The 17,224-nt window shown below is 68.3% G+C and carries 17 protein-coding genes; 9 read left to right on the top strand and 8 right to left on the bottom strand.

The genetic code is table 11. The annotated features are described in order from the left end of the window. The first annotated feature begins 30 nt into the window (after positions 1 to 30). A complete protein-coding gene (locus ACGFU7_RS15570; RefSeq protein WP_393696002.1) occupies positions 31 to 963 on the top strand; it encodes a hypothetical protein in 933 nt (310 codons plus the stop codon). Between the two features lie 384 nt (positions 964 to 1,347). Here ACGFU7_RS15570 and ACGFU7_RS15565 read toward each other — a convergent pair whose 3' ends face one another. From ACGFU7_RS15565 to ACGFU7_RS15555, 3 genes are all read right to left on the bottom strand, one after another. Beyond that, a complete protein-coding gene (locus tag ACGFU7_RS15565; protein ID WP_393696000.1) occupies positions 1,348 to 2,853 on the bottom strand; it encodes a DUF6801 domain-containing protein in 1,506 nt (501 codons plus the stop codon). 196 nt (positions 2,854 to 3,049) lie between these two features. After that, positions 3,050 to 3,652 (bottom strand): hypothetical protein, encoded by a 603-nt coding sequence (locus ACGFU7_RS15560; RefSeq protein ID WP_393695998.1) that lies wholly within the window; start codon positions 3,650 to 3,652, stop codon positions 3,050 to 3,052. A 516-nt stretch (positions 3,653 to 4,168) separates the two neighbouring features. Beyond that, positions 4,169 to 4,537 carry a hypothetical protein gene (locus tag ACGFU7_RS15555; protein ID WP_393695996.1) on the bottom strand — a complete coding sequence of 123 codons (369 nt, stop codon included), beginning with the start codon at positions 4,535 to 4,537 and terminating at the stop codon, positions 4,169 to 4,171. Between the two features lie 448 nt (positions 4,538 to 4,985). Here ACGFU7_RS15555 and ACGFU7_RS15550 point away from each other — a divergent pair, with 448 nt between their 5' ends. From ACGFU7_RS15550 to ACGFU7_RS15525, 6 genes are all read left to right on the top strand, one after another. Then, the gene (locus ACGFU7_RS15550) at positions 4,986 to 6,200 is read left to right on the top strand and encodes a helix-turn-helix domain-containing protein (protein ID WP_393695994.1); all 1,215 of its coding nucleotides are present in this window, start codon (positions 4,986 to 4,988) and stop codon (positions 6,198 to 6,200) included. Positions 6,201 to 6,400: 200 nt separating this feature from the next. Next, the gene (locus ACGFU7_RS15545; protein ID WP_393695992.1) at positions 6,401 to 6,664 is read left to right on the top strand and encodes a hypothetical protein; all 264 of its coding nucleotides are present in this window, start codon (positions 6,401 to 6,403) and stop codon (positions 6,662 to 6,664) included. A 99-nt stretch (positions 6,665 to 6,763) separates the two neighbouring features. After that, complete coding sequence (locus ACGFU7_RS15540; protein WP_393695991.1) at positions 6,764 to 7,237, top strand: SCP2 sterol-binding domain-containing protein; 474 nt, start codon at positions 6,764 to 6,766, stop codon at positions 7,235 to 7,237. Positions 7,238 to 7,241: 4 nt separating this feature from the next. Next, on the top strand, positions 7,242 to 8,456 hold the full coding sequence (locus ACGFU7_RS15535) for an acyl-CoA dehydrogenase family protein (RefSeq protein WP_393695989.1): 1,215 nt from the start codon (positions 7,242 to 7,244) through the stop codon (positions 8,454 to 8,456). A 267-nt stretch (positions 8,457 to 8,723) separates the two neighbouring features. Beyond that, complete coding sequence (locus ACGFU7_RS15530; protein WP_393695987.1) at positions 8,724 to 9,551, top strand: hypothetical protein; 828 nt, start codon at positions 8,724 to 8,726, stop codon at positions 9,549 to 9,551. Positions 9,552 to 9,609: 58 nt separating this feature from the next. Next, positions 9,610 to 11,685 (top strand): MDR family MFS transporter, encoded by a 2,076-nt coding sequence (locus ACGFU7_RS15525; RefSeq protein ID WP_393695985.1) that lies wholly within the window; start codon positions 9,610 to 9,612, stop codon positions 11,683 to 11,685. Positions 11,686 to 11,711: 26 nt separating this feature from the next. Here the strand turns inward: ACGFU7_RS15525 and ACGFU7_RS15520 are convergent, their stop codons facing one another. Together ACGFU7_RS15520 and ACGFU7_RS15515 are read right to left on the bottom strand one after the other, a co-directional pair. Next, entirely contained in the window at positions 11,712 to 12,161 is a 450-nt protein-coding gene (locus ACGFU7_RS15520; protein ID WP_393695983.1) for a YchJ family protein, read from the bottom strand. 30 nt (positions 12,162 to 12,191) lie between these two features. After that, positions 12,192 to 13,157: a GlxA family transcriptional regulator gene (locus ACGFU7_RS15515; protein ID WP_393695982.1), complete on the bottom strand. Its 966-nt coding sequence runs from the start codon at positions 13,155 to 13,157 to the stop codon at positions 12,192 to 12,194. A gap of 52 nt (positions 13,158 to 13,209) precedes the next feature. On the opposite strand from ACGFU7_RS15515, the gene ACGFU7_RS15510 reads away from it, so the two are divergent. Then, the gene (locus tag ACGFU7_RS15510) at positions 13,210 to 13,626 is read left to right on the top strand and encodes a cupin domain-containing protein (protein ID WP_393695980.1); all 417 of its coding nucleotides are present in this window, start codon (positions 13,210 to 13,212) and stop codon (positions 13,624 to 13,626) included. 59 nt (positions 13,627 to 13,685) lie between these two features. Next, positions 13,686 to 15,173: a membrane-associated oxidoreductase gene (locus tag ACGFU7_RS15505; RefSeq protein WP_393695978.1), complete on the top strand. Its 1,488-nt coding sequence runs from the start codon at positions 13,686 to 13,688 to the stop codon at positions 15,171 to 15,173. Between the two features lie 16 nt (positions 15,174 to 15,189). On the opposite strand, the gene ACGFU7_RS15500 is transcribed toward ACGFU7_RS15505, so the two are convergent. The 3 genes from ACGFU7_RS15500 to ACGFU7_RS15490 form a co-directional block, all read right to left on the bottom strand. After that, positions 15,190 to 15,999, bottom strand: coding sequence for an SAM-dependent methyltransferase (locus ACGFU7_RS15500; protein WP_393695976.1), 810 nt, complete (start codon positions 15,997 to 15,999; stop codon positions 15,190 to 15,192). Between the two features lie 94 nt (positions 16,000 to 16,093). Beyond that, positions 16,094 to 16,330, bottom strand: coding sequence for a DUF397 domain-containing protein (locus ACGFU7_RS15495; RefSeq protein WP_093896218.1), 237 nt, complete (start codon positions 16,328 to 16,330; stop codon positions 16,094 to 16,096). After that, positions 16,330 to 17,190, bottom strand: coding sequence for a helix-turn-helix domain-containing protein (locus ACGFU7_RS15490; RefSeq protein ID WP_393695974.1), 861 nt, complete (start codon positions 17,188 to 17,190; stop codon positions 16,330 to 16,332). Before ACGFU7_RS15490 ends, ACGFU7_RS15495 begins: the two co-directional genes overlap by 1 nt. Positions 17,191 to 17,224: the final 34 nt, after the last annotated feature.

The following is a 17,224-nucleotide window of genomic DNA, read 5'->3' as shown; positions in this document are numbered from 1 at the left end:
CCGACGGCTGCCTGAATTAAAGGGGAAGACATGAGATCCGCTTCGAACCGGGCGCGTGTGGGGCTGCTGGCCTCCGTCACGGCCCTCGCCGCGTTCGCCTCCGTGGGGTCGGCCACCGCCGCCACGAGCCTCAACGGCAACTGGGCGCCGTTCACCCGTTGTCCGGTGGACGCGCCCGCGATGCTGGCCGCCGACGGGAAGACCGACACCGCGCTCTGTCTCTCCTCCCACTCGGCGAGCGGTTCCATCAAGCTCGGCAACAGCGTGGTACCGACCGGGGCGAGCGACCTGCAGGTCGGCGTGGTCACACACACCGGTGGGTCGACCACGGTGGTGTCACCGTCCGGCGGCGCCCTCATCGCCGACTCGGCGGACATCCCGGGCGGGCTGCTCGGCCTGATGTGCCCCAGCGACATCCCGGTGATCACCGGCATCTGCAACCAGTTGACCAACGTCAGCCTCAACCGGGTCACGGCCACGGTCGAGTCGGTGAACACCCCCACCGACTTCCAGCTGCTCGCGGGCACCACCACCGGGAAGCCGATCATCACACTGCCTGTACGGATCCACCTGGAGAACCCGTTCCTGGGCGACAAGTGCTACATCGGCACCAGCTCGGACCCGATCCTGCTGCGCCCGCAGAACCTGACGAAGCCGACCGTCAGCACCCAGCGGTTCGACGGTGACGGCACCACCAGCACGACCGGGCCCATGGGCCGGATCAGCCTCATCGGCGCGAACCAGAACGACGCCGCGTACGCAGTCCCCGGCGCGAGCGGCTGCGGTCTGGGCCTGCTCAACTGGGCGGTCAACCTGAAGACCGGGCTGCCGTCCGCCTCGGGCAACAACAACGTCACTCTGGACAACGCCCAGACGTACGTGGCAACCATCAACAACCCGGGCAGCGTCGCCCCCGACGCGGGCAAGCTGCTGTCGCAGTACTGGCACTCGGCGGCCCAGTAGTCGCCGGAGCACCGGTGGCTCCGCCCCGTCCCGAAAGGGGCGGGGCTTCTCGCTATGCCGGTTGGGCTTCGCGACGGACCAGCCCTGCTCATAGGGCACGTCGAGTGCTCCGACACTGCCGGCGTGCGCGGTGCGGCCGCATGCAGGGCAGGTGCGGGAGGCGTTGCGGGGGTTGGGCAGGACGGCGAAGTCCTCACCGATGCCGACATCCAGGCACTGAACTCCACATGCCGACAGGTCAGTTGACCCAAGCGCTGCGCGCCGCCCTCCTCATCGCCGAGAGCCGCGGCGCACGCCTGACCCCGCCACGCAACGAAGCGACCGACACGTGACGGGGTAACGGGACCAGGCGCCTCCCGGCGCTCCTGCCCGTGGCTACGGAAATCAGCCCTTAGGGGCCTCGGTACCCGGAATCACAGGCATGGTGGGAGGGCAGAACGTATTGGTCTGGGCCGGCACACATGTCTTTCCCTGATTCATCGTCACGAGATTTCCGGGACCCGAGATCGATGCCGTGAACAGCGGGGAAAGATCCTCACTCCCCGTTCCGCAGCCGGAGAATGAAGGTACGTCGATCTCCCCCGACAACAGACCTCCGCTGAAAACATCCGTGTAAAACGGACGCTCCCCCCGGAGAACCACCTTGAATGGCTTACTGGTCCGGCAGTTCGGACCCACGTCCAGGGGGACACCGTTCACCTTGACGTCATGCAGGCGTAGCGACTGCATGAAGGAGGCCACGGAGAAATAGACCACACCGGCGCCAACCCCTATGTTTCCGGTAGAGATGGTGAGAGGGCCGTTCTCGAATTCAACCTTCGCGGATACCGGCTGGAACCCAAAAGTCAAGAAGGTGGATTCAGCGTCCGGCAGCTTCAGGTTTCCGAGCGATGAGATGCGGATATAATATCCGCCCTTCGCCGTCACCTTCCGTTGCCCTATGTGCTTGTTCGCTGCAACGCTGATAAGCGCCGGCTGTCGGCTCGGATCATTGATTATCATTGCGCCGTTCAGCTTGCGCACATTGGCTATGCCGACCGCGTAGGCGCAGCCCGCCAATCCCCCGGTGGGTACGTCGAGCTCACTGAGGGGATCGCCGGCCGGTGGCTCCGGTGCCTCGCTCCAGTCCATCTCGCCCACGGCAGGGGCAATCGGACAGTGGTCAGCGGTTTCGGCCGGGACTGCACCCGGTTCGACCGATATCCCTTCACGCACACCCTTCTCGGCGGGCTCCCCCGTTGCCGGGGTGCCCGTCGGCGTGGTGTCGGCGCCACCCGGCACAGGGACGGTCGCCAGGCGTCCGTCCTGATCGGCGGTCAGATCGCAGGTCAGCGGCGCGGGTTCGGCTCCGTCGATCTGTGTGGCCTCCGTGTCGGCGCGCAGGCCCAACGTCAGCGTGCCCGCACGGAAGACGACGTCGCCCGGAGCTCCGACCGTCACTGACGGGACCTGTCCCGAGTGAACGAGCTGTACCTCTCCGTCGGCAGGCAGCGGGGTGCTCGGGGCTGTGAGACTCTGCCAAGTCGCTTCGGCCGTACGATCATTCTGCGCGACGCCGACTGCGAGAGTCACCGTGCTCGATGCCGCTGCGGATCCGGCCGGAAGCAGCGCCTCGATGTCGGCCCGCGAGATCCCGACAGTGACCGTGACCAGATCGGGCTGCACCGGTTCGCCGACTGCACCGGAGGCCGGAAACGCGGCGCTGACATCGACGGTGACCCGGACGTTCCCGTTCGGCACTGCGCAGTCGTACGCGAACGGGGCCGCCTTCGTTCCTTCGTCCGCAGCCGATCCCGGCCCGGACAGCAACCCCGCGAGGAGCACGGCGGCTGCAATCGAAGCCAGACGCACGAAAGGCCTGCCACCGGTCGCAGATGTCTTCACGTTCATATGGGCGCTGTCCCCCTGATGCGGTGTGATGCGGTGGCTACGGTGCTGCACGCGGCTGGATGCGTCCACCCGTTCGACACATTCGGTCGCGTGACGTATCGCGTCCGAACCACGGCGGGGGTGGCGGCGGAGTGCTCCTCCGCCGCCACCCCGGATGCGTCCCTGGGCCGGTCCTTACCTGACCTGACTGGCCGGACTACGACGTCGCGGTAATGGTCTGCGACGGGTCCACGACGTATGTGGCGTTGAGACTGGCCACGTCGCCGTCGTTGATGAGGCCGAGGCAACTGGCGTTGGACGCGACGAGATCAGTGCCGGAGCCGTCGATCACGAGGGCCCCTGCCGTGTTGTCGTAGTGCCCGTAGACCTGGCCCGAGAAGTCGGCGGAGCAGCCGATTCCTTCGATGTGCGCCGAGATGTCACTGACGGTGCCGTCAACCCAGTCCGTGTGGGTGGCGTTCGGCTCGACGGCGTTGATGTGCCACGGCGAAGCGGCCATCGTGACGTCGAAGTTGATACCCCCGACGTTGCAGTTCGTGAAGGTGATGTTGTTGATGTCGCCGATGTCGACACCGTCGGCGCTCGTCGCGTCGAGCGATCCGTCGTTCACGTCGGAAGAGTCGCAGACGAGCTGCGCAAAGGGAACATCCAGTGTCGGGAGCTCTGCATGGGCGGTGAAGTCCCCGCCCGGGCTGACGGCCCATGAGTGCGGAGCGGCCGAAGCCGGCGACATCGACAGGGCGACGGCTGCGCCCAGTGCGGCGGTGACGACTGCGGCTCTTCGTGCAAGCGTGTTCACAGTTCCTTTTCCCTTCTGAAGGTGCGGTCAATTAAGGAGTGTCCCTCCCGGCAATTGAGGGCGGCATTCCAAAGGTGACCACGGAGCAGAGAATGAGCAGTCCGACCCGACCAACTGCTCGACCACTTGCGTTCGGCGAAGACGCTACGGTCGAGTAACGTGGCTTCGCAACACCCCGGACGAAGAATCTCCAAATGAGCGACTTTCGGTCAGGAATTTGTTCGGCGGCGAGCAACAGGCCGTGGATTCTTATCCAGAAGTGAGTAGTTCCGCCCCGGCAGGGTCCGCCCCTCGGGCGCCTGCTCACCTGGTCGAGGACCGCAGAACCGGCAACTCCCCATGTCACAGCCTCGAACCCGAACGGCGCCAGCCCTTGCTGGCGTGGTGCGACGCACTCGCGCCTACGTGCGCGGAGCAGCACCCGCAGTTCGAATCGCCGTTGTACCGGGCGCACGCGACTTCAATTGACGGCAGCGGAAGAATTGCCGAGGAATGATGAATTGCTGTCCGACCGCATCATTTCGAGCGGAGTTCACCGTCGGCCGCCACCATGGCCTGCCCGTGGTACGTCCGGTCGGCCGGGCAGCCGGTCCGGCTGTGGTGTGGCGTCACCGTGGTGGCGGCCTTGAGCAGCACCCTCCCGGCAGCTCCCGTCACCGTCACGGTGATCTCGACCGGATCGGGGCCGTCGTGCCGCAGGTTCGGCTGCGCCCCCTGGGCCATCGGCCGGCATTGCCCGTTGGCGCACAGCTCGGCCGCCGCCGGATGGCTCGCCGCATATGGGCGGGCATCGACCGACACGCTGTCCCCGGCGATGATCTGCGGGCAGGCTCGCGCCGTACCGCCGCTGTCACAGCCCGCAGTCGTCACCGGAGCGGCAAGCACCGGAATTCCTCCAACAATCAAAGGAGATCGGGATCGGAGAACATGAGCCGTCCACGAACCACTCATCACCCACCACCTCTTGACATCGCCGAGGTACCGCGGTCGACTGACCATCTCAATGGAAGTGCGATGCATAAACCTTTACGGGTAGCGGCATGAGGGAATTTCGCGGACCCCGCGGAATTCTTGTCACGAAATACCGAACCCGATGTACGTGCCCGTCCCCCACCGCCGGTCAGGTGGCCGGCACCGGACCGGCACAGCCCCGGCTCGACCGGGTCATGGCATGACATTACGTGCCCCTTGCATCTCGTCCTGTCCCGACGGTGTCCACAGGCCCCTGCTTGGACTATGTTCAGCAGCCCACGTTGGTACGCACCTGACGGCTTGGGAGCGCTCCTCCCACGGCCCATCCCCCATCGGGCGCAGGAGAGCAAGGGGTACTGGCATGCCGGGAGTTGCACAGCCCTCGGACCTCGGAGAACCACTGGGACCACTGCCGCAGGAGTTTGCCGCGATCGTGCGGCCCGAACTCCCCAGCCTGATCAAGGAGATCGGACTGGAGGTGACCCGTGCGTACCCCGAATACGCGCGACTGCTCGACGGACCGTACGGGCAGGGCATCCGGGTCGGCGTGGAGCAGAGCATCTCCGTCTTCGTGGACCAGGTCGCCGAGCCGGCCGCCCCCTCCGCGCTGCGCGACGAAATGTGCCGCAGATTCGGCCGGTTCGAGGCGTACGAGGGGCGCAGCCTGGACCAGTTGCAGGGCGCGTACCGGCTCGGCGCCCGGGTCGCGCTGCGCCGGGCCAAGAAGGTCGGCCGGCGCTACAACCTCTCCCCCACGATGATGCTCACCTTCGCCGACGCCCTGTTCACGTACGTCGATGAGCTCGAAGCGCTGTCCCGCGAGGGCTACTTGGAGGTCAGGGCGGCCTCCGGCGACCACACGGACACGCTCCGGCGGCGTCTGCTGCATCTGCTGCTCGCCGGCCGTCCCGTGCCCCGTACCGCCATCGCCGAGCTCTGTGAGCAGACCGGCTGGGTACTGCCCGACGAGGTGACCCTTGTTGCGGTGCGCTCCTCGGCCGACCTGGGCCGGCTCGGCGCCGACCGTGACGTCCTCGTCGATTTCACCGACCCGCAGCCGCACTTACTGATCCCGGGACCGCTCGACGACGTGCGAAGACGCATGCTCGATCACGCGCTCCTGGGCACCCACGCCGCCATCGGCCTGACCGTTCCCACCGCTCTGGCCTCGGACTCGATCCGCTGGGCCCGTCGCGTACTCGAACTCATCGACGCAGGCATCATCGACGACGCACCGGTCGTCCTCTGCGAGGACCACCTCATCACCCTGTGGCTCCTCTCCGACCCGGTCCTCCTGGACCAGCTCGCACGGCGCGAACTCGCCCCGATCGCCGGAATCAGCGCCAATCGGCGCGAGCGGCTGATCGAGACGTTGCGGATCTGGCTCGACACCCGTGGCACCGCGGCCCAGATGGGCGAGCTGCTCGACGTGCATCCACAGACCGTCCGCTACCGGATGCGCAATCTGGAATCCATCTTCGGTGAGCAACTCGTCGACCCCGAGTCCCGGTTCTCCACCGAGGCCGTGCTGCGAGCGATGCAACTGCGCGCCCGCAGCGACGACGCTCCGCTCTGAGCGGAGCACGTACCTCTTGCGCGGTCAACTTACTTACGGGTAAAGGGAAATAGCCGGTCACTCTCAAAACGGTTGCCACACGGAGACGTTCTCAACAAGAAACCCGGAAGTGCGTCCCGTACATATGGAGGAGTCGGCCGCCCACCCGGCGGCCACGCCGAGAACCACCTCCTGGCCAACCATCCGAGAGGGAACCCCCCATGACCGCCTCACACCTCCTCGTCCCCGTGCCGATCCCGGACCGGGTCGCCGCGCTGATCGGGTCCTGCATCCCGCCGCACATCGTGCAGGCGGAGTTCGATGCCGAATGCGCCGCGCGCGAGGTGCGCAGGTTCCGTGGCCCGCGCCTCTGCATCGAGGACCAGGCCGACCGTGAGCAGGCACTCTCCGAGCTGGCCCGCGCCAACAAGTTCCTCGCCGCCCACCACCCCCGGCTGCCGGTGCGCCCGGGCAGTTCCTGGTGAACCGCCCGCACCTCCCGCACTGCGCATCCGTCTTGCGAAGGGACGGCGCGGGCACCTACCTTACTCAAAAGTAAATTTACTCCGGAGTAAGGAACTGGCGTGGCCGACAACAGCAGCGGCAACCTCACCGACGAACTGGCCGGGCTCGACTTCGCGGCCGTCTCCCCCGAGGAGTTCGCACGGATCGTCAAGGGCCTGTCGGCCAAGCAGCTCGGCGAGGTCATGCACGGCGATCTGCGCTCCCGCGTACTCGGCGAGGTCTTCGGCCGGATGAGGCAGCAGTTCCGCCCGGAGGCCGCGGGGCAGCTGAAGGCGCTGATCCGCTGGAAGATAACCGGCGACAGCGATGCGGTCTTCGAGACCGTGATCTCCGAGGGCAGCTGCACCGTCAGCGAGGGCCGTTCCGAGGCCGAACCGCGCACGACGCTGGTGATGGGGGACGCCGAGTTCCTCAAACTGGTCTCCGGCAACGGCAATCCCGTGACGATGTTCATGCTGCGCAAGCTGAAGGTCGCCGGTGATGTCTCGCTGGCCTCGGGCCTGACCCGCTACTTCGACATCCCGAAGGCCTGAGCCCATGAGCTACTTCTCCCTCGCTCTCACCGAGGAGCAGCAGGATCTGCGTAACTGGGTGCACGGCTTCGCCGCCCAGGTCGTCCGCCCCGCAGCCGCCGAGTGGGACGCGCGGGAGGAGACCCCGTGGCCCGTCATCCAGGAAGCCGCCCGGATCGGTCTGTACGGTTTCGAATCCCTCGCGGACATGTACGGCGACCCCTCCGGGCTCTCCCTCCAGATAGCCAACGAGGAGCTGTTCTGGGGCGATGCCGGAATCGGCATGGCGCTCTTCGGCACCTCCCTCGCCGTAGCCGGAATTTTCGCCTCCGGAACTCCGGACCAGCTCGCCGAGTGGGTGCCGCAGTGTTACGGCGACGAGGACGACCCGAAGGTCGCCGCCTTCTGCGTCTCCGAACCGCAGGCCGGCTCCGATGTCGCCGCGATGACCACCAGGGCCCGGTACGACGAGGCCCGCGACGAGTGGGTGCTCTCCGGCCAGAAGGCCTGGATCACCAACGGCGGAATCGCCGAGGTCCATGTGGTCGTCGCCTCGGTCGATCCGTCGCTCGGCTCCCGCGGTCAGGCCGCGTTCGTCGTGCCGCCCGCCACCGAGGGCCTCGTGGCGAGCCGCACCATCAAGAAGCTCGGCCTGCGCGCCTCGCACACGGCGGATGTCTTCCTGGACGACGTACGCGTTCCCGGCCACTGCCTCCTCGGCGGAAAGGAGAAGCTGGACGCCCGGCTGGCCCGTGCCCGCGAGGGTACGAACGCCAAGGGGCAGGCGGCGATGGCGACCTTCGAGGTCAGCCGTCCGACCGTCGGCGCCCAGGCGCTGGGCATCGCGCGCGCCGCGTACGAGTACGCGCTGGAGTACGCGGGTCAGCGCGAGGCGTTCGGCCGGCCCATCATCGAGAACCAGTCGATCGCGTTCGCGCTGGCCGACATCCGTACCGAGATCGAGGCCGTACGGCTGCTGATCTGGCAGGCCGCGTGGATGGCCCGCAACGACCGGGGCTTCGACGCGGGACAGGGGTCCATGTCCAAGCTGCGCGCGGGCGAACTCGCGGTGTCCGCGACGGAGAAAGCCATCCAGATCCTGGGCGGCGCCGGGTACAGCAGGGAGCATCCCGTCGAGCGGATGTACCGCGATGCCAAGATCTACACGATCTTCGAGGGCACGAGCGAGATCCAGCGGCTGGTGATCGCGCGGGCGATCTCCGGGCGCCACATCCGCTGATCGCTCCTGCACGGATGCCGGGCGGGCGGCCGTTCGCGCACCCGGCATCTTCGGCTGCCCGCGCCCCTTGTGCGACGTACGTCGCCGGCACCGGCACCGGCCGGATTGGGATCGGCCGCGATGGGCGTGAGAATGTCGGGCAGTGGCGCGATTGCGATGCGGTCGACTCGTGCGGGGCGGACCTCATGACGCTCCGGGGTCCGTACCGGGCAACGCCATCGACATCATTGATCCACTGTCCACCGACACACCCCCTGGGGGAACGCCATGCCCGCCGGCCCGCGCCCGTCCGTCCTCTTCGTCACCGACCTCGCCTACGAGGCCCGCGGTCGCCGCTACTGCGACGAGGACATCTATCTGACGTCGCGGCTGCGCGAGGAGTTCGATGTCGCGCTCTGTCACCCCCGGGACGCCGCCGCGCTGCTGGACGGTTTCGATGCGGTCGTCGTACGCAACAGCGGTCCGGTGCTGCACTACCAGGAGGCGTACGACGCGTTCTGCGCACGGGCGCGGGAGCTGGGCGTACGCGTCTACAACCCGCTGCACGGCCGCGGGGACATGGCGGGCAAGCAGTATCTGGTCGATCTGAGCCGGGCCGGATATCCGGTGATCCCCACGGTGGACCGGGCGGCGGATCTGAGGCTGCTGCCCGCGGCCCCGGAGTATGCGGTCAAGCCGAAGCTGGGTGCGGACTCGGTCGGGCTGCGGTTCATACGGGAGGCCGCGCTGCCGGAGAGCGACGACGGCACGCTGCTCGTCCAGCCGCGGATCGACTTCCGTTACGAGGTGTCGTTCTACTTCATCGACCGCGACTTCCAGTACGCGCTGTACGCACCGCATCCGGACCAGCGGTGGGTGCTGGAGCCGTACGAGCCGAGCGCGGCGGATCTGAAGTTCGCAGGCAGGTTCGTGGAGTGGAACAGTCTCGACCACGGCATCCAGCGGGTCGACGCGTGCCGGACCGCGGAGGGCGAGCTGCTGCTCGTCGAGTTGGAGGACCTCAATCCGTATCTCTCGCTGGACCGGGTGGCGGAGCCGGTACGGGAGGCGTTCGTGACCCGTATGAAGGCTTCCGTGCGGGACCTGCTGGCCTGACGACACATCCGGCCGTCCCCCACATGCGGGAGGCGGGGGCCGGTGTGAGGGTGCAATCGTGACTACTGCCAGCGAGACCGCCCCCGCCGCGCAGAGTGCCGCCGCGCCGCCCGTACTCGATCCGCGCCGCAGGAACATCGTCTTCGCGACGATCGTGCTGGGGATTCTGCTGGCCGCCCTGGACCAGACGATCGTCGGCACCGCACTGCCGACGATCGTCTCGGATCTCGGCGGCGCCGCGCATATGTCCTGGGTGGTCACCGCGTATCTGCTCGCCGAGACGGTGGCGACGGTCCTGGTCGGCAAGTTCGGCGACCTGTTCGGCCGGAAGATCATCTTCCAACTGTCGGCGATCATCTTCATCACCGGCTCGTTCCTGTGCGGTCTCGCGACCAATATGACGTTGCTGATCGTCTGGCGCGGGCTTCAGGGCATCGGCGCGGGCGGGCTGATGGTCACCTCGATGGCGCTGATCGCCGATGTGATCCCGCTGCGCGAGCGCGGCAAGTACCAGGGCGCGATCGGCGCGGTCTTCGGGGTGTCGACAGTGATCGGGCCGTTGCTCGGCGGACTCTTCACCGACCATCTGAGCTGGCGCTGGGCGTTCTACGTCAATGTGCCGATCGCGATCGTGGTGGTCGTCGCCGCCGCCCGGACGATCCCGTCGGTGAAGGCCGCCGGACGGCCCGTGATCGACTATCTGGGCATCGCGATGGTCACGGTCGGCGCGAGCGCACTGATCCTGGCGACGAGCTGGGGCGGCAATGAGTACGCATGGGGATCGCCCGTCATCATCACCCTCTTCGCGGGCGGCGCCGCCGCACTGGCACTCTTCTGCCTCGTGGAGTTCCGGGCCGAGGAACCGATGCTGCCGATGCGGCTGTTCCGGAATCCGGTGTTCACCGTCTGCTCGATCCTGAGCTTCATCGTGGGCTTCGCGATGCTCGGCGCAATGATCTTCCTGCCGACGTATCTGCAGTACGTGGACGGGGACTCGGCGACCCTGTCAGGGGTACGGACGCTGCCGATGGTCGTCGGGCTGCTCGTCGCCTCGATCTTCAGCGGCAATGTGGTCTCCAAGACGGGCCAGTACCGGATCTTCCCCATCGTGGGCTCGCTGATCATGGCGGTCGGGCTGTTTCTGCTCTCCCGGATGGGCCCGGACAGCGGGGTGTGGCTGGAGTCGCTGTACATGCTGGTGCTCGGTGCCGGCATCGGTCTGTCCATGCAGGTACTGACGATCGCCGTGCAGAACACGGTCGACTACTCCGATCTGGGTACGGCGACGTCGGGCGTGACGTTCTTCCGTACGCTCGGCAGCTCCTTCGGTACGGCGGTCTTCGGCACGATCTACGCCAATGCGCTGAAACCGAATCTGACCGACGGCGTCACCGCGGCGGCCCGGGCGGGCGGCGACCCCGCGGTGCTGGCGAAGGCCGCGCAGAGCCCGCAAGGGCTGCACAGTCTGCCCGCCGCGCAGTCCGCGCCACTGGCCCAGGCGTACGCCGACACACTGCACACCGTGTTCCTGTGGACGGTGCCGGTCGCGGTCCTGGGGTTCGTCGTGGCGCTCTTCCTCAAGCAGGTGAAGCTGCGGGACACCGCACGGGTCGGCTCGACGGACATGGGCGAGGGCTTCGCCCAGCCCAGCGCCGGTGACTCGGCCAAGCTCCTGGAATTCGCCGTGGCCAAGATCCTGCACGGAGCGGGCCGGGACACGGCCCGGCGTATCGTCGCGGACTCGGACACACGGCTGGACATGGCGGGGGCCTGGGCGGTGATGCAGGTCGAGCTGTTCACCCGGATGGTCGGCCATGCGGGTCTGAACCTGATCGCGGCCCGGCACCGGGTTCCGCCGGAAGTGCTGGTGCCGGTCTTCGACCGGATGATCGAGGAGGGCTATCTCACCGGCGACGGTCATCTGTTCACGCATACGGCCGCCGGGAGCCGGGAGGCCGCGGCGATCAACGACGCGTGGGCGCGGTGGCTCAACGAGCGCCTGGACGAGAACGGGACACGCCCGGACAACCGGCAGCTGCGGGCGGCGGTGGATGTGATCGCCAAGCGCTTGCTGGCGGAGGACCTGACACAGGATCTCTCGCCGGAGAAGTCGCGAGTGGGGGCCGCCGTCTGAACGGGCCCGGTCACCGCGCGGCCGGGTCAGTCGGCGAAGACCCCGGTCGAGTACACCCAGGCGCCCTCGTACCGGCCGAAGCGGCTCTTCTCGTGGAGCGAGTCCGGCCGCCCGTTGTCCGTGTAGTGCGCGCGGAAGGTGACCGTTCCCGTGGTGTGGAACGCGCTGCCGTCCGTCGTCTCCAGGATCTCAAGGCGTACCCAGCGCATCCCGGGATCGAAGTCGACGGCGGGCGGCCGGGTGTCGGGGTGCCAGGTGCGGAGCAGATACGCCTCGTCCCGTACGACGAACGCGGCGTACCGGGAGCGCATCAGCGCCTCGCAGGTCGGCGCGGCCATGGTCCCGGCGTGCAGGCGGCCGCAGCAGCCCGCGTAGGTGGCGGGCAGGCCGCACGGGCACGGCGAGTCCGCGGTGATCGCGCAAGGCCGCGCTCCGGCGGTGGCGGACCGCCTCGGTCGTGTGGTGCGTCGTGACATGCGTCCATTGTCACCCGCGGCCGGGCCGGTTCAGCGGGCCGGGGTGAAGCGGCGACGGTACTCACTGGGGGCCAGTCCGGTGCGGCGGCGCAGTTGGGTCCGCAGGTTCGTCGCCGTACCCAGTCCGCTGGCGCGGGCGACCACGTCGAGGCGTTCCTCGCCGCGCTCCATCAGCCGGCAGGCAAGGGTGATCCGGCGTTCGGTCAGCCAGCCGAGCGGGGTCGTGCCGAGCTGGGCGCGGAAGCGGCGGTGCAGGGTGGCCGGGCTGACGGCGGCGCGCGCGGCGAGGCCGGTCACGGTGAGGTCCGCGGCGAGGTGTTCCTCGGCCCAGACGAGGAGCGGGCCGAGCGAGGTGTCGGGGACGTCGGGCAGGGGGTGCTCGACGAACTGGCGCTGGCCGCCGTCGCGGTGGGCCGCGAAGACCAGGCGGCGGCTCACGGCGGCCGCGATCTCCGCGCCGTGGTCGGAGCGGATGATGTGGAGGCCGGTGTCCAGGGCGGCGGCGCTGCCGGCTGCGGTGATCACCCGGCCGTCGTCGACGAACAGCACATCGGGGTCGAGGTGGACCTGCGGGTGGCGGGCGGTGAAGGCGTCGGCCCAGCGCCAGTGGGTGGTGGCCCGTCGGCCGTCCAGCACTCCGGCGGCGGCCAGTGTGAACGTACCCGTACAGAAGCTGACCAGCCTGGCTCCCCGGGCGTCCGCACATCTGATCGCGTCGAGGACGGCCGGATCGGGTGGGGTCTCCGGGTCGGGGCGGTTCGGCACGATGACGGTGTCGGCCCGGTCGACGGCATCGAGCCCGGCGACGCCGGAGAGCTGGAAGAGACCGTGGTGCATGCGCACGGTCGGGGTCTCGGCGCAGAGCTCGAAGTCGTACCAGGGCACGGGCAGCTCGGGACGGCGCAGCCCGAAGAGTTCGGTGGCCACACCCATCTCGAAGGGGTTGGAGCCGGCCGAGACGATCATCACGACCCGGTGCGAGGATTCTTTCGCCATATGCGATTCCTAGCACTCACGGGGGCCCGGGCCAAGGCCGAGGATGGGGATCATGAGCGATGACACGACGAAGACCGCACCCTGCCCGATCCTGCTGAGCGATGCGCTGAAGACGTTCGAGGCCCTGTGGAGCCCGCGGATCGTGGCCCGCGTCAACGACTACGACGTACGGATCTCCAAGGTCCGCGGTGAGCATGTGTGGCACGTCCATGAGGACACCGATGAGTTCTTTCTCGTCCTCGACGGCACGCTGGACATCCAGCTGCGTGAGACGGACGGGGAGCGGACCGTCACTCTCGCCCGTGGCGCGGTGTTCGTCGTCCCGCGCGGGACCTGGCACAAGCCGTCCGCCGACGGCGGGGCCTCGGTCCTGTTCTTCGAGCCGTCCGGTACCCCGTCGGTGGGCGACCGGCACGACAAGGTCCCCGGCCATGTGGATGTGACGATCGGCCATGCCCTGGGGAGCTGAACACGGCGCTGACCCGGCGGGGTTGACACTGTGACGAGCCGCGGGTCAGAGTCCCGCCGATGGAGATCACCGAGCTGACCCCCGCCGAACGCCGCATATGGGATGCCTTCCCGCGTGGCGTTCCCGTCGACTTCCGTACCGGCGTGGCGGCCGAGGACGACCCGGAGGCGGGGACCGGCTGGGGGCAGGAGCGCACGGTACGCGGCGAGGTGCTGCGAGCCCTGCTGGTCGGTGGCCGGCAGGAGGACGGCGAGGTGGCGGCGCTGCGTGTGATGGGTGCGCGGATCTCGGGCGCCCTGAACGTGCGGTACGCGACGGCCGAGTACGCGGTGCTGCTGGCCGGCTGTCACTTCGAGCAGGCGCCGAATCTGTACGGGGCGCAGCTGCGCCAGCTCAACCTCAGCGATTCGGTACTGCCGGGCCTGACCGCCGGCACCATCCGGATCGACGGGGTGCTGAGGCTCACCGGCTGCCGGATCTCCGGCCCGGTCCGGCTCGGCGGTTCGAAGATCACCCAGGCATTGTTCTTCGACCGCACCCGGATCGGGGTGAACGCCGACGGCTCGACGGCGGACAGCGACGAAGCGGTGCTCCAGCTCAATCATGTGACCGCCGGGGACGACATGTGGATGCCGGGACTCGTCGTGCACGGCGAGTCCCGGCTCGACGGCGCCGCCGTCACCGGGCAGATCCTGCTGAACGACGCCCAGCTGCTGAATCCGGGGGCCACCGCCCTCCAGGCGGAGACGCTCACGGTCGGCACCGATGTGCACGCGATGCGGATCCGGGTCGAGGGGCGGACCAATGTGCGCGGCAGCCGGATACCGGGGCAGTTCAACTTCGCGCACGCGCGGCTGTCGAACCCCGGCGGTGTCGCCGTGCGTGCCAGCAGCTGCGTGGTCGGCGAGCTGTGGCTCCGGGAGGCCGCGCCGATCGAGGGACGGGTGAATCTGCGCCGCGCGCAGATCGATCTCATCCACGCCGACCCGGCGGTCTGGCCGCGCGATGTCCACCTCGACGGGCTGACGTACACCGCTCTGCTCCCCCATCTGCCCGCCGAGCAGCGGCTGCCGCTGCTCGAACGCGAGGAGGAGGGATACGTTCCGTACGCGTACGAGCAGTTGACGGCGGCGTACCGGCGGATCGGTGATGACGGCGCGGCACGCACCGTGCTGCTCGCCAAACAGCGCACCCATCGCTCCACCATGCCGGGATACGCGAGGGTGTGGGGGTATCTGCAGGACGTCACCGTGGGGTACGGCTTCCGGCCGGTGCGGGCGGCGGCCTGGCTCTTCTCGCTGCTGCTGATCGGGTCGCTGGCGTACGGACTGCACCACCCGCCACCGCTGAAGGCCGGTGAGGCCCCGCCGTTCAGCGCCTTCTTCTACACCCTGGATCTGCTGCTGCCGATCATCGACTTCGGGCAGGAGAAGGCGTTCAACCCGCAGGGCTGGTACCAGTACGTGTCGTATCTGCTGATCGCGGCCGGGTGGCTGCTCGCCACGACGATCGCCGCGGGCATCACCCGGTCGGTCAGCCGTCAGTGACGGCGCGGCCGGGCGGTCAGGCCTTGCGGGCCACGCCCGCGTAGCCCGGGATCGGCTCGCCGCCGGGGACGTCGATGACCTCGCCGAGCTCCGGGTGCCAGTCCGCGGAGAGCGAGACACCGGGCTCGACGAGTTCGAGTCCGTCGAAGAACGTGGTGAACTCGGCGTGGGAACGCAGGCGCAGCGTCATCCCGCGGGCCTTGTACATGGCGGACGCCTGCGCCGCGCCCTCGGGATCGAAGTCTCCGGTGGTGTGCGAGAGCACCAGGTAGCTGCCGGAGGGGAGCCGCTCGACCAGGCGGTCGACGAGTTCGGCCGCACCGTCCTCGTCGTCCAGGAAGTGCAGCAGAGCCAGCAGCGACAGGGCGACCGGCTTGTCGAAGTCGAGGACCTTGCCGGCCTGCTCCAGGATGACTTCCGGCTTGCGGGCGTCGGCCTGGATGTACTCGGTGGCGCCCTGTGGGGTGGAGCGCAGCAGGGCCGCCGCGTGCGCGAGGACGATCGGGTCGTTGTCGCAGTAGACGATGCGCGCGTCCGGAGCGGTCCGCTGGGCGATCTGGTGGAGGTTCGGCTCGGTGGGGATGCCGGTGCCGATGTCCAGGAACTGGCGGATGCCGTTCTCGGCCAGCCACCGGGTGGCCCGGTGCATGAAGGCCCGGTTGACGCGGGCCATGTCGCGCCCTCTGGCGTCGAGGGCCAGCAGTTGCCGGGCCATCTGTTCGTCGACCGGGTAGTTGTCCTTGCCGCCGAGGAACCAGTCGTACATCCGGGCGGGATGCGGCTTGCTGGTGTCGATCGCGATGGCTTGGGGTTCGTGCCCGGTCATAGCGTGCTCCATGGGTCCATAGGTCGGCGAGCAACAAGAGTGTGGGGCGAAGACGGGCTCCGGCGCTGCGGAATCAGGGGATGGGGCCGCGGATTCAGGTGAGAAGGAAGTCCGCCTGGCCGGACTTGGCCCCCTGGATGAAAGCGGCGATCTCACGGTGGGAGTAGATCAGGGCGGGGCCGTCGGGATCGGCGGACTGGCGCACGGCGACTCTGCCGTCGGACAGCTTCATGGCTTCGACGCAATTGCCTCCGTTCCCACCGCTCCACGGCTTGTACCAGCCCTCGGAGCCGAGTTCGGCGGCCGGCATGCCGTTGTATATGGGTTCCATCACAGCTCCTTGCGGAAGTCCCGGAGGATTTCCTTCGTGCGTTGTGCAGTTGCGGCCTGAGCCGCCATGCGGTCCATGACTTCGAGGTAGGAGGCCACCTCGGGGCGCGCGTCGAAGTAGACGGCTCCGGTCAGGTACTCGCTGTAAACCATGTCGGGAAGTTCGGGGACGCCGAAGCGGAAGAGGACGAAGGGGCCGTAGGTGCCCGGATGGTGGCCGGTCGAGAACTCCGCGATCTGCAGCGTCACATGCGGCATCTCGGTCGCTTCGAGCAGCCGGTCGATCTGCCCGCGCATGGCGTCGACGCTGCCGACGGGACGGCGCAGCACCGTCTCGTCCATCACCACCCACAGCTTCGGGGAGTCCGGCCTGGCCAGCAGGGACTGGCGCTGCATCCGCAGCGCCACATGGCGCTCGATGTCCTCGGGTCTGGTCTGGCCGACGGCTCCGGTGCGCATCACCGAGCGCGCGTAGTCCTCGGTCTGCAGCAGTCCGGGGACGAAGTGCGGCTCGTACATGCGCAGGAGGCTCGCGGCGCCCTCCAGGCTGACGTACATGCTGAACCAGTCGGGCAGCACATCGTGGAAGCGCTGCCACCAGCCGGGTTTATTGGCCTCTTCGGCGAGCTCCACAAAGGCGTCGGCCTCGCCGTCGGCGATCCCGTACGCCTTCAGCAGCAGCTGGACATAGGGGATCTTGAGAGCGACCTCGGCGGTCTCCATCCTGCGTATCGTCGCAGGTGCGACCCGCAGCACCTTGGCAGCCTGGTCACGGCTCAGGCCGACACGCTCCCGCAGATCCTGCAGGCGCTTGCCGAGAACGACCTGACCCACGGTCGGGGCGGACCGCGGTTCGCTCACTTCAGACCTCCCGATGCACTGATTGCCAGCAGTG

Source organism: Streptomyces sp. NPDC048473 (assembly GCF_043200155.1).
Lineage (GTDB): Bacteria > Actinomycetota > Actinomycetes > Streptomycetales > Streptomycetaceae > Streptomyces.
This window is presented reverse-complemented; position numbering and strand designations above follow the sequence as displayed.

What these genes read in the sequence shown, in the direction of transcription:
- ACGFU7_RS15570 (WP_393696002.1), top strand. Translation starts at nt 31, where the DNA reads ATGAGATCCGCTTCGAACCGGGCGCGTGTGGGGCTGCTGGCCTCCGTC.
- ACGFU7_RS15565 (WP_393696000.1), bottom strand. Translation starts at nt 2,853, where the DNA reads ATGAACGTGAAGACATCTGCGACCGGTGGCAGGCCTTTCGTGCGTCTG.
- ACGFU7_RS15550 (WP_393695994.1), top strand. Translation starts at nt 4,986, where the DNA reads ATGCCGGGAGTTGCACAGCCCTCGGACCTCGGAGAACCACTGGGACCA.
- ACGFU7_RS15545 (WP_393695992.1), top strand. Translation starts at nt 6,401, where the DNA reads ATGACCGCCTCACACCTCCTCGTCCCCGTGCCGATCCCGGACCGGGTC.
- ACGFU7_RS15535 (WP_393695989.1), top strand. Translation starts at nt 7,242, where the DNA reads ATGAGCTACTTCTCCCTCGCTCTCACCGAGGAGCAGCAGGATCTGCGT.
- ACGFU7_RS15530 (WP_393695987.1), top strand. Translation starts at nt 8,724, where the DNA reads ATGCCCGCCGGCCCGCGCCCGTCCGTCCTCTTCGTCACCGACCTCGCC.
- ACGFU7_RS15520 (WP_393695983.1), bottom strand. Translation starts at nt 12,161, where the DNA reads ATGTCACGACGCACCACACGACCGAGGCGGTCCGCCACCGCCGGAGCG.
- ACGFU7_RS15515 (WP_393695982.1), bottom strand. Translation starts at nt 13,157, where the DNA reads ATGGCGAAAGAATCCTCGCACCGGGTCGTGATGATCGTCTCGGCCGGC.
- ACGFU7_RS15510 (WP_393695980.1), top strand. Translation starts at nt 13,210, where the DNA reads ATGAGCGATGACACGACGAAGACCGCACCCTGCCCGATCCTGCTGAGC.
- ACGFU7_RS15505 (WP_393695978.1), top strand. Translation starts at nt 13,686, where the DNA reads ATGGAGATCACCGAGCTGACCCCCGCCGAACGCCGCATATGGGATGCC.
- ACGFU7_RS15500 (WP_393695976.1), bottom strand. Translation starts at nt 15,999, where the DNA reads ATGACCGGGCACGAACCCCAAGCCATCGCGATCGACACCAGCAAGCCG.
- ACGFU7_RS15495 (WP_093896218.1), bottom strand. Translation starts at nt 16,330, where the DNA reads ATGGAACCCATATACAACGGCATGCCGGCCGCCGAACTCGGCTCCGAG.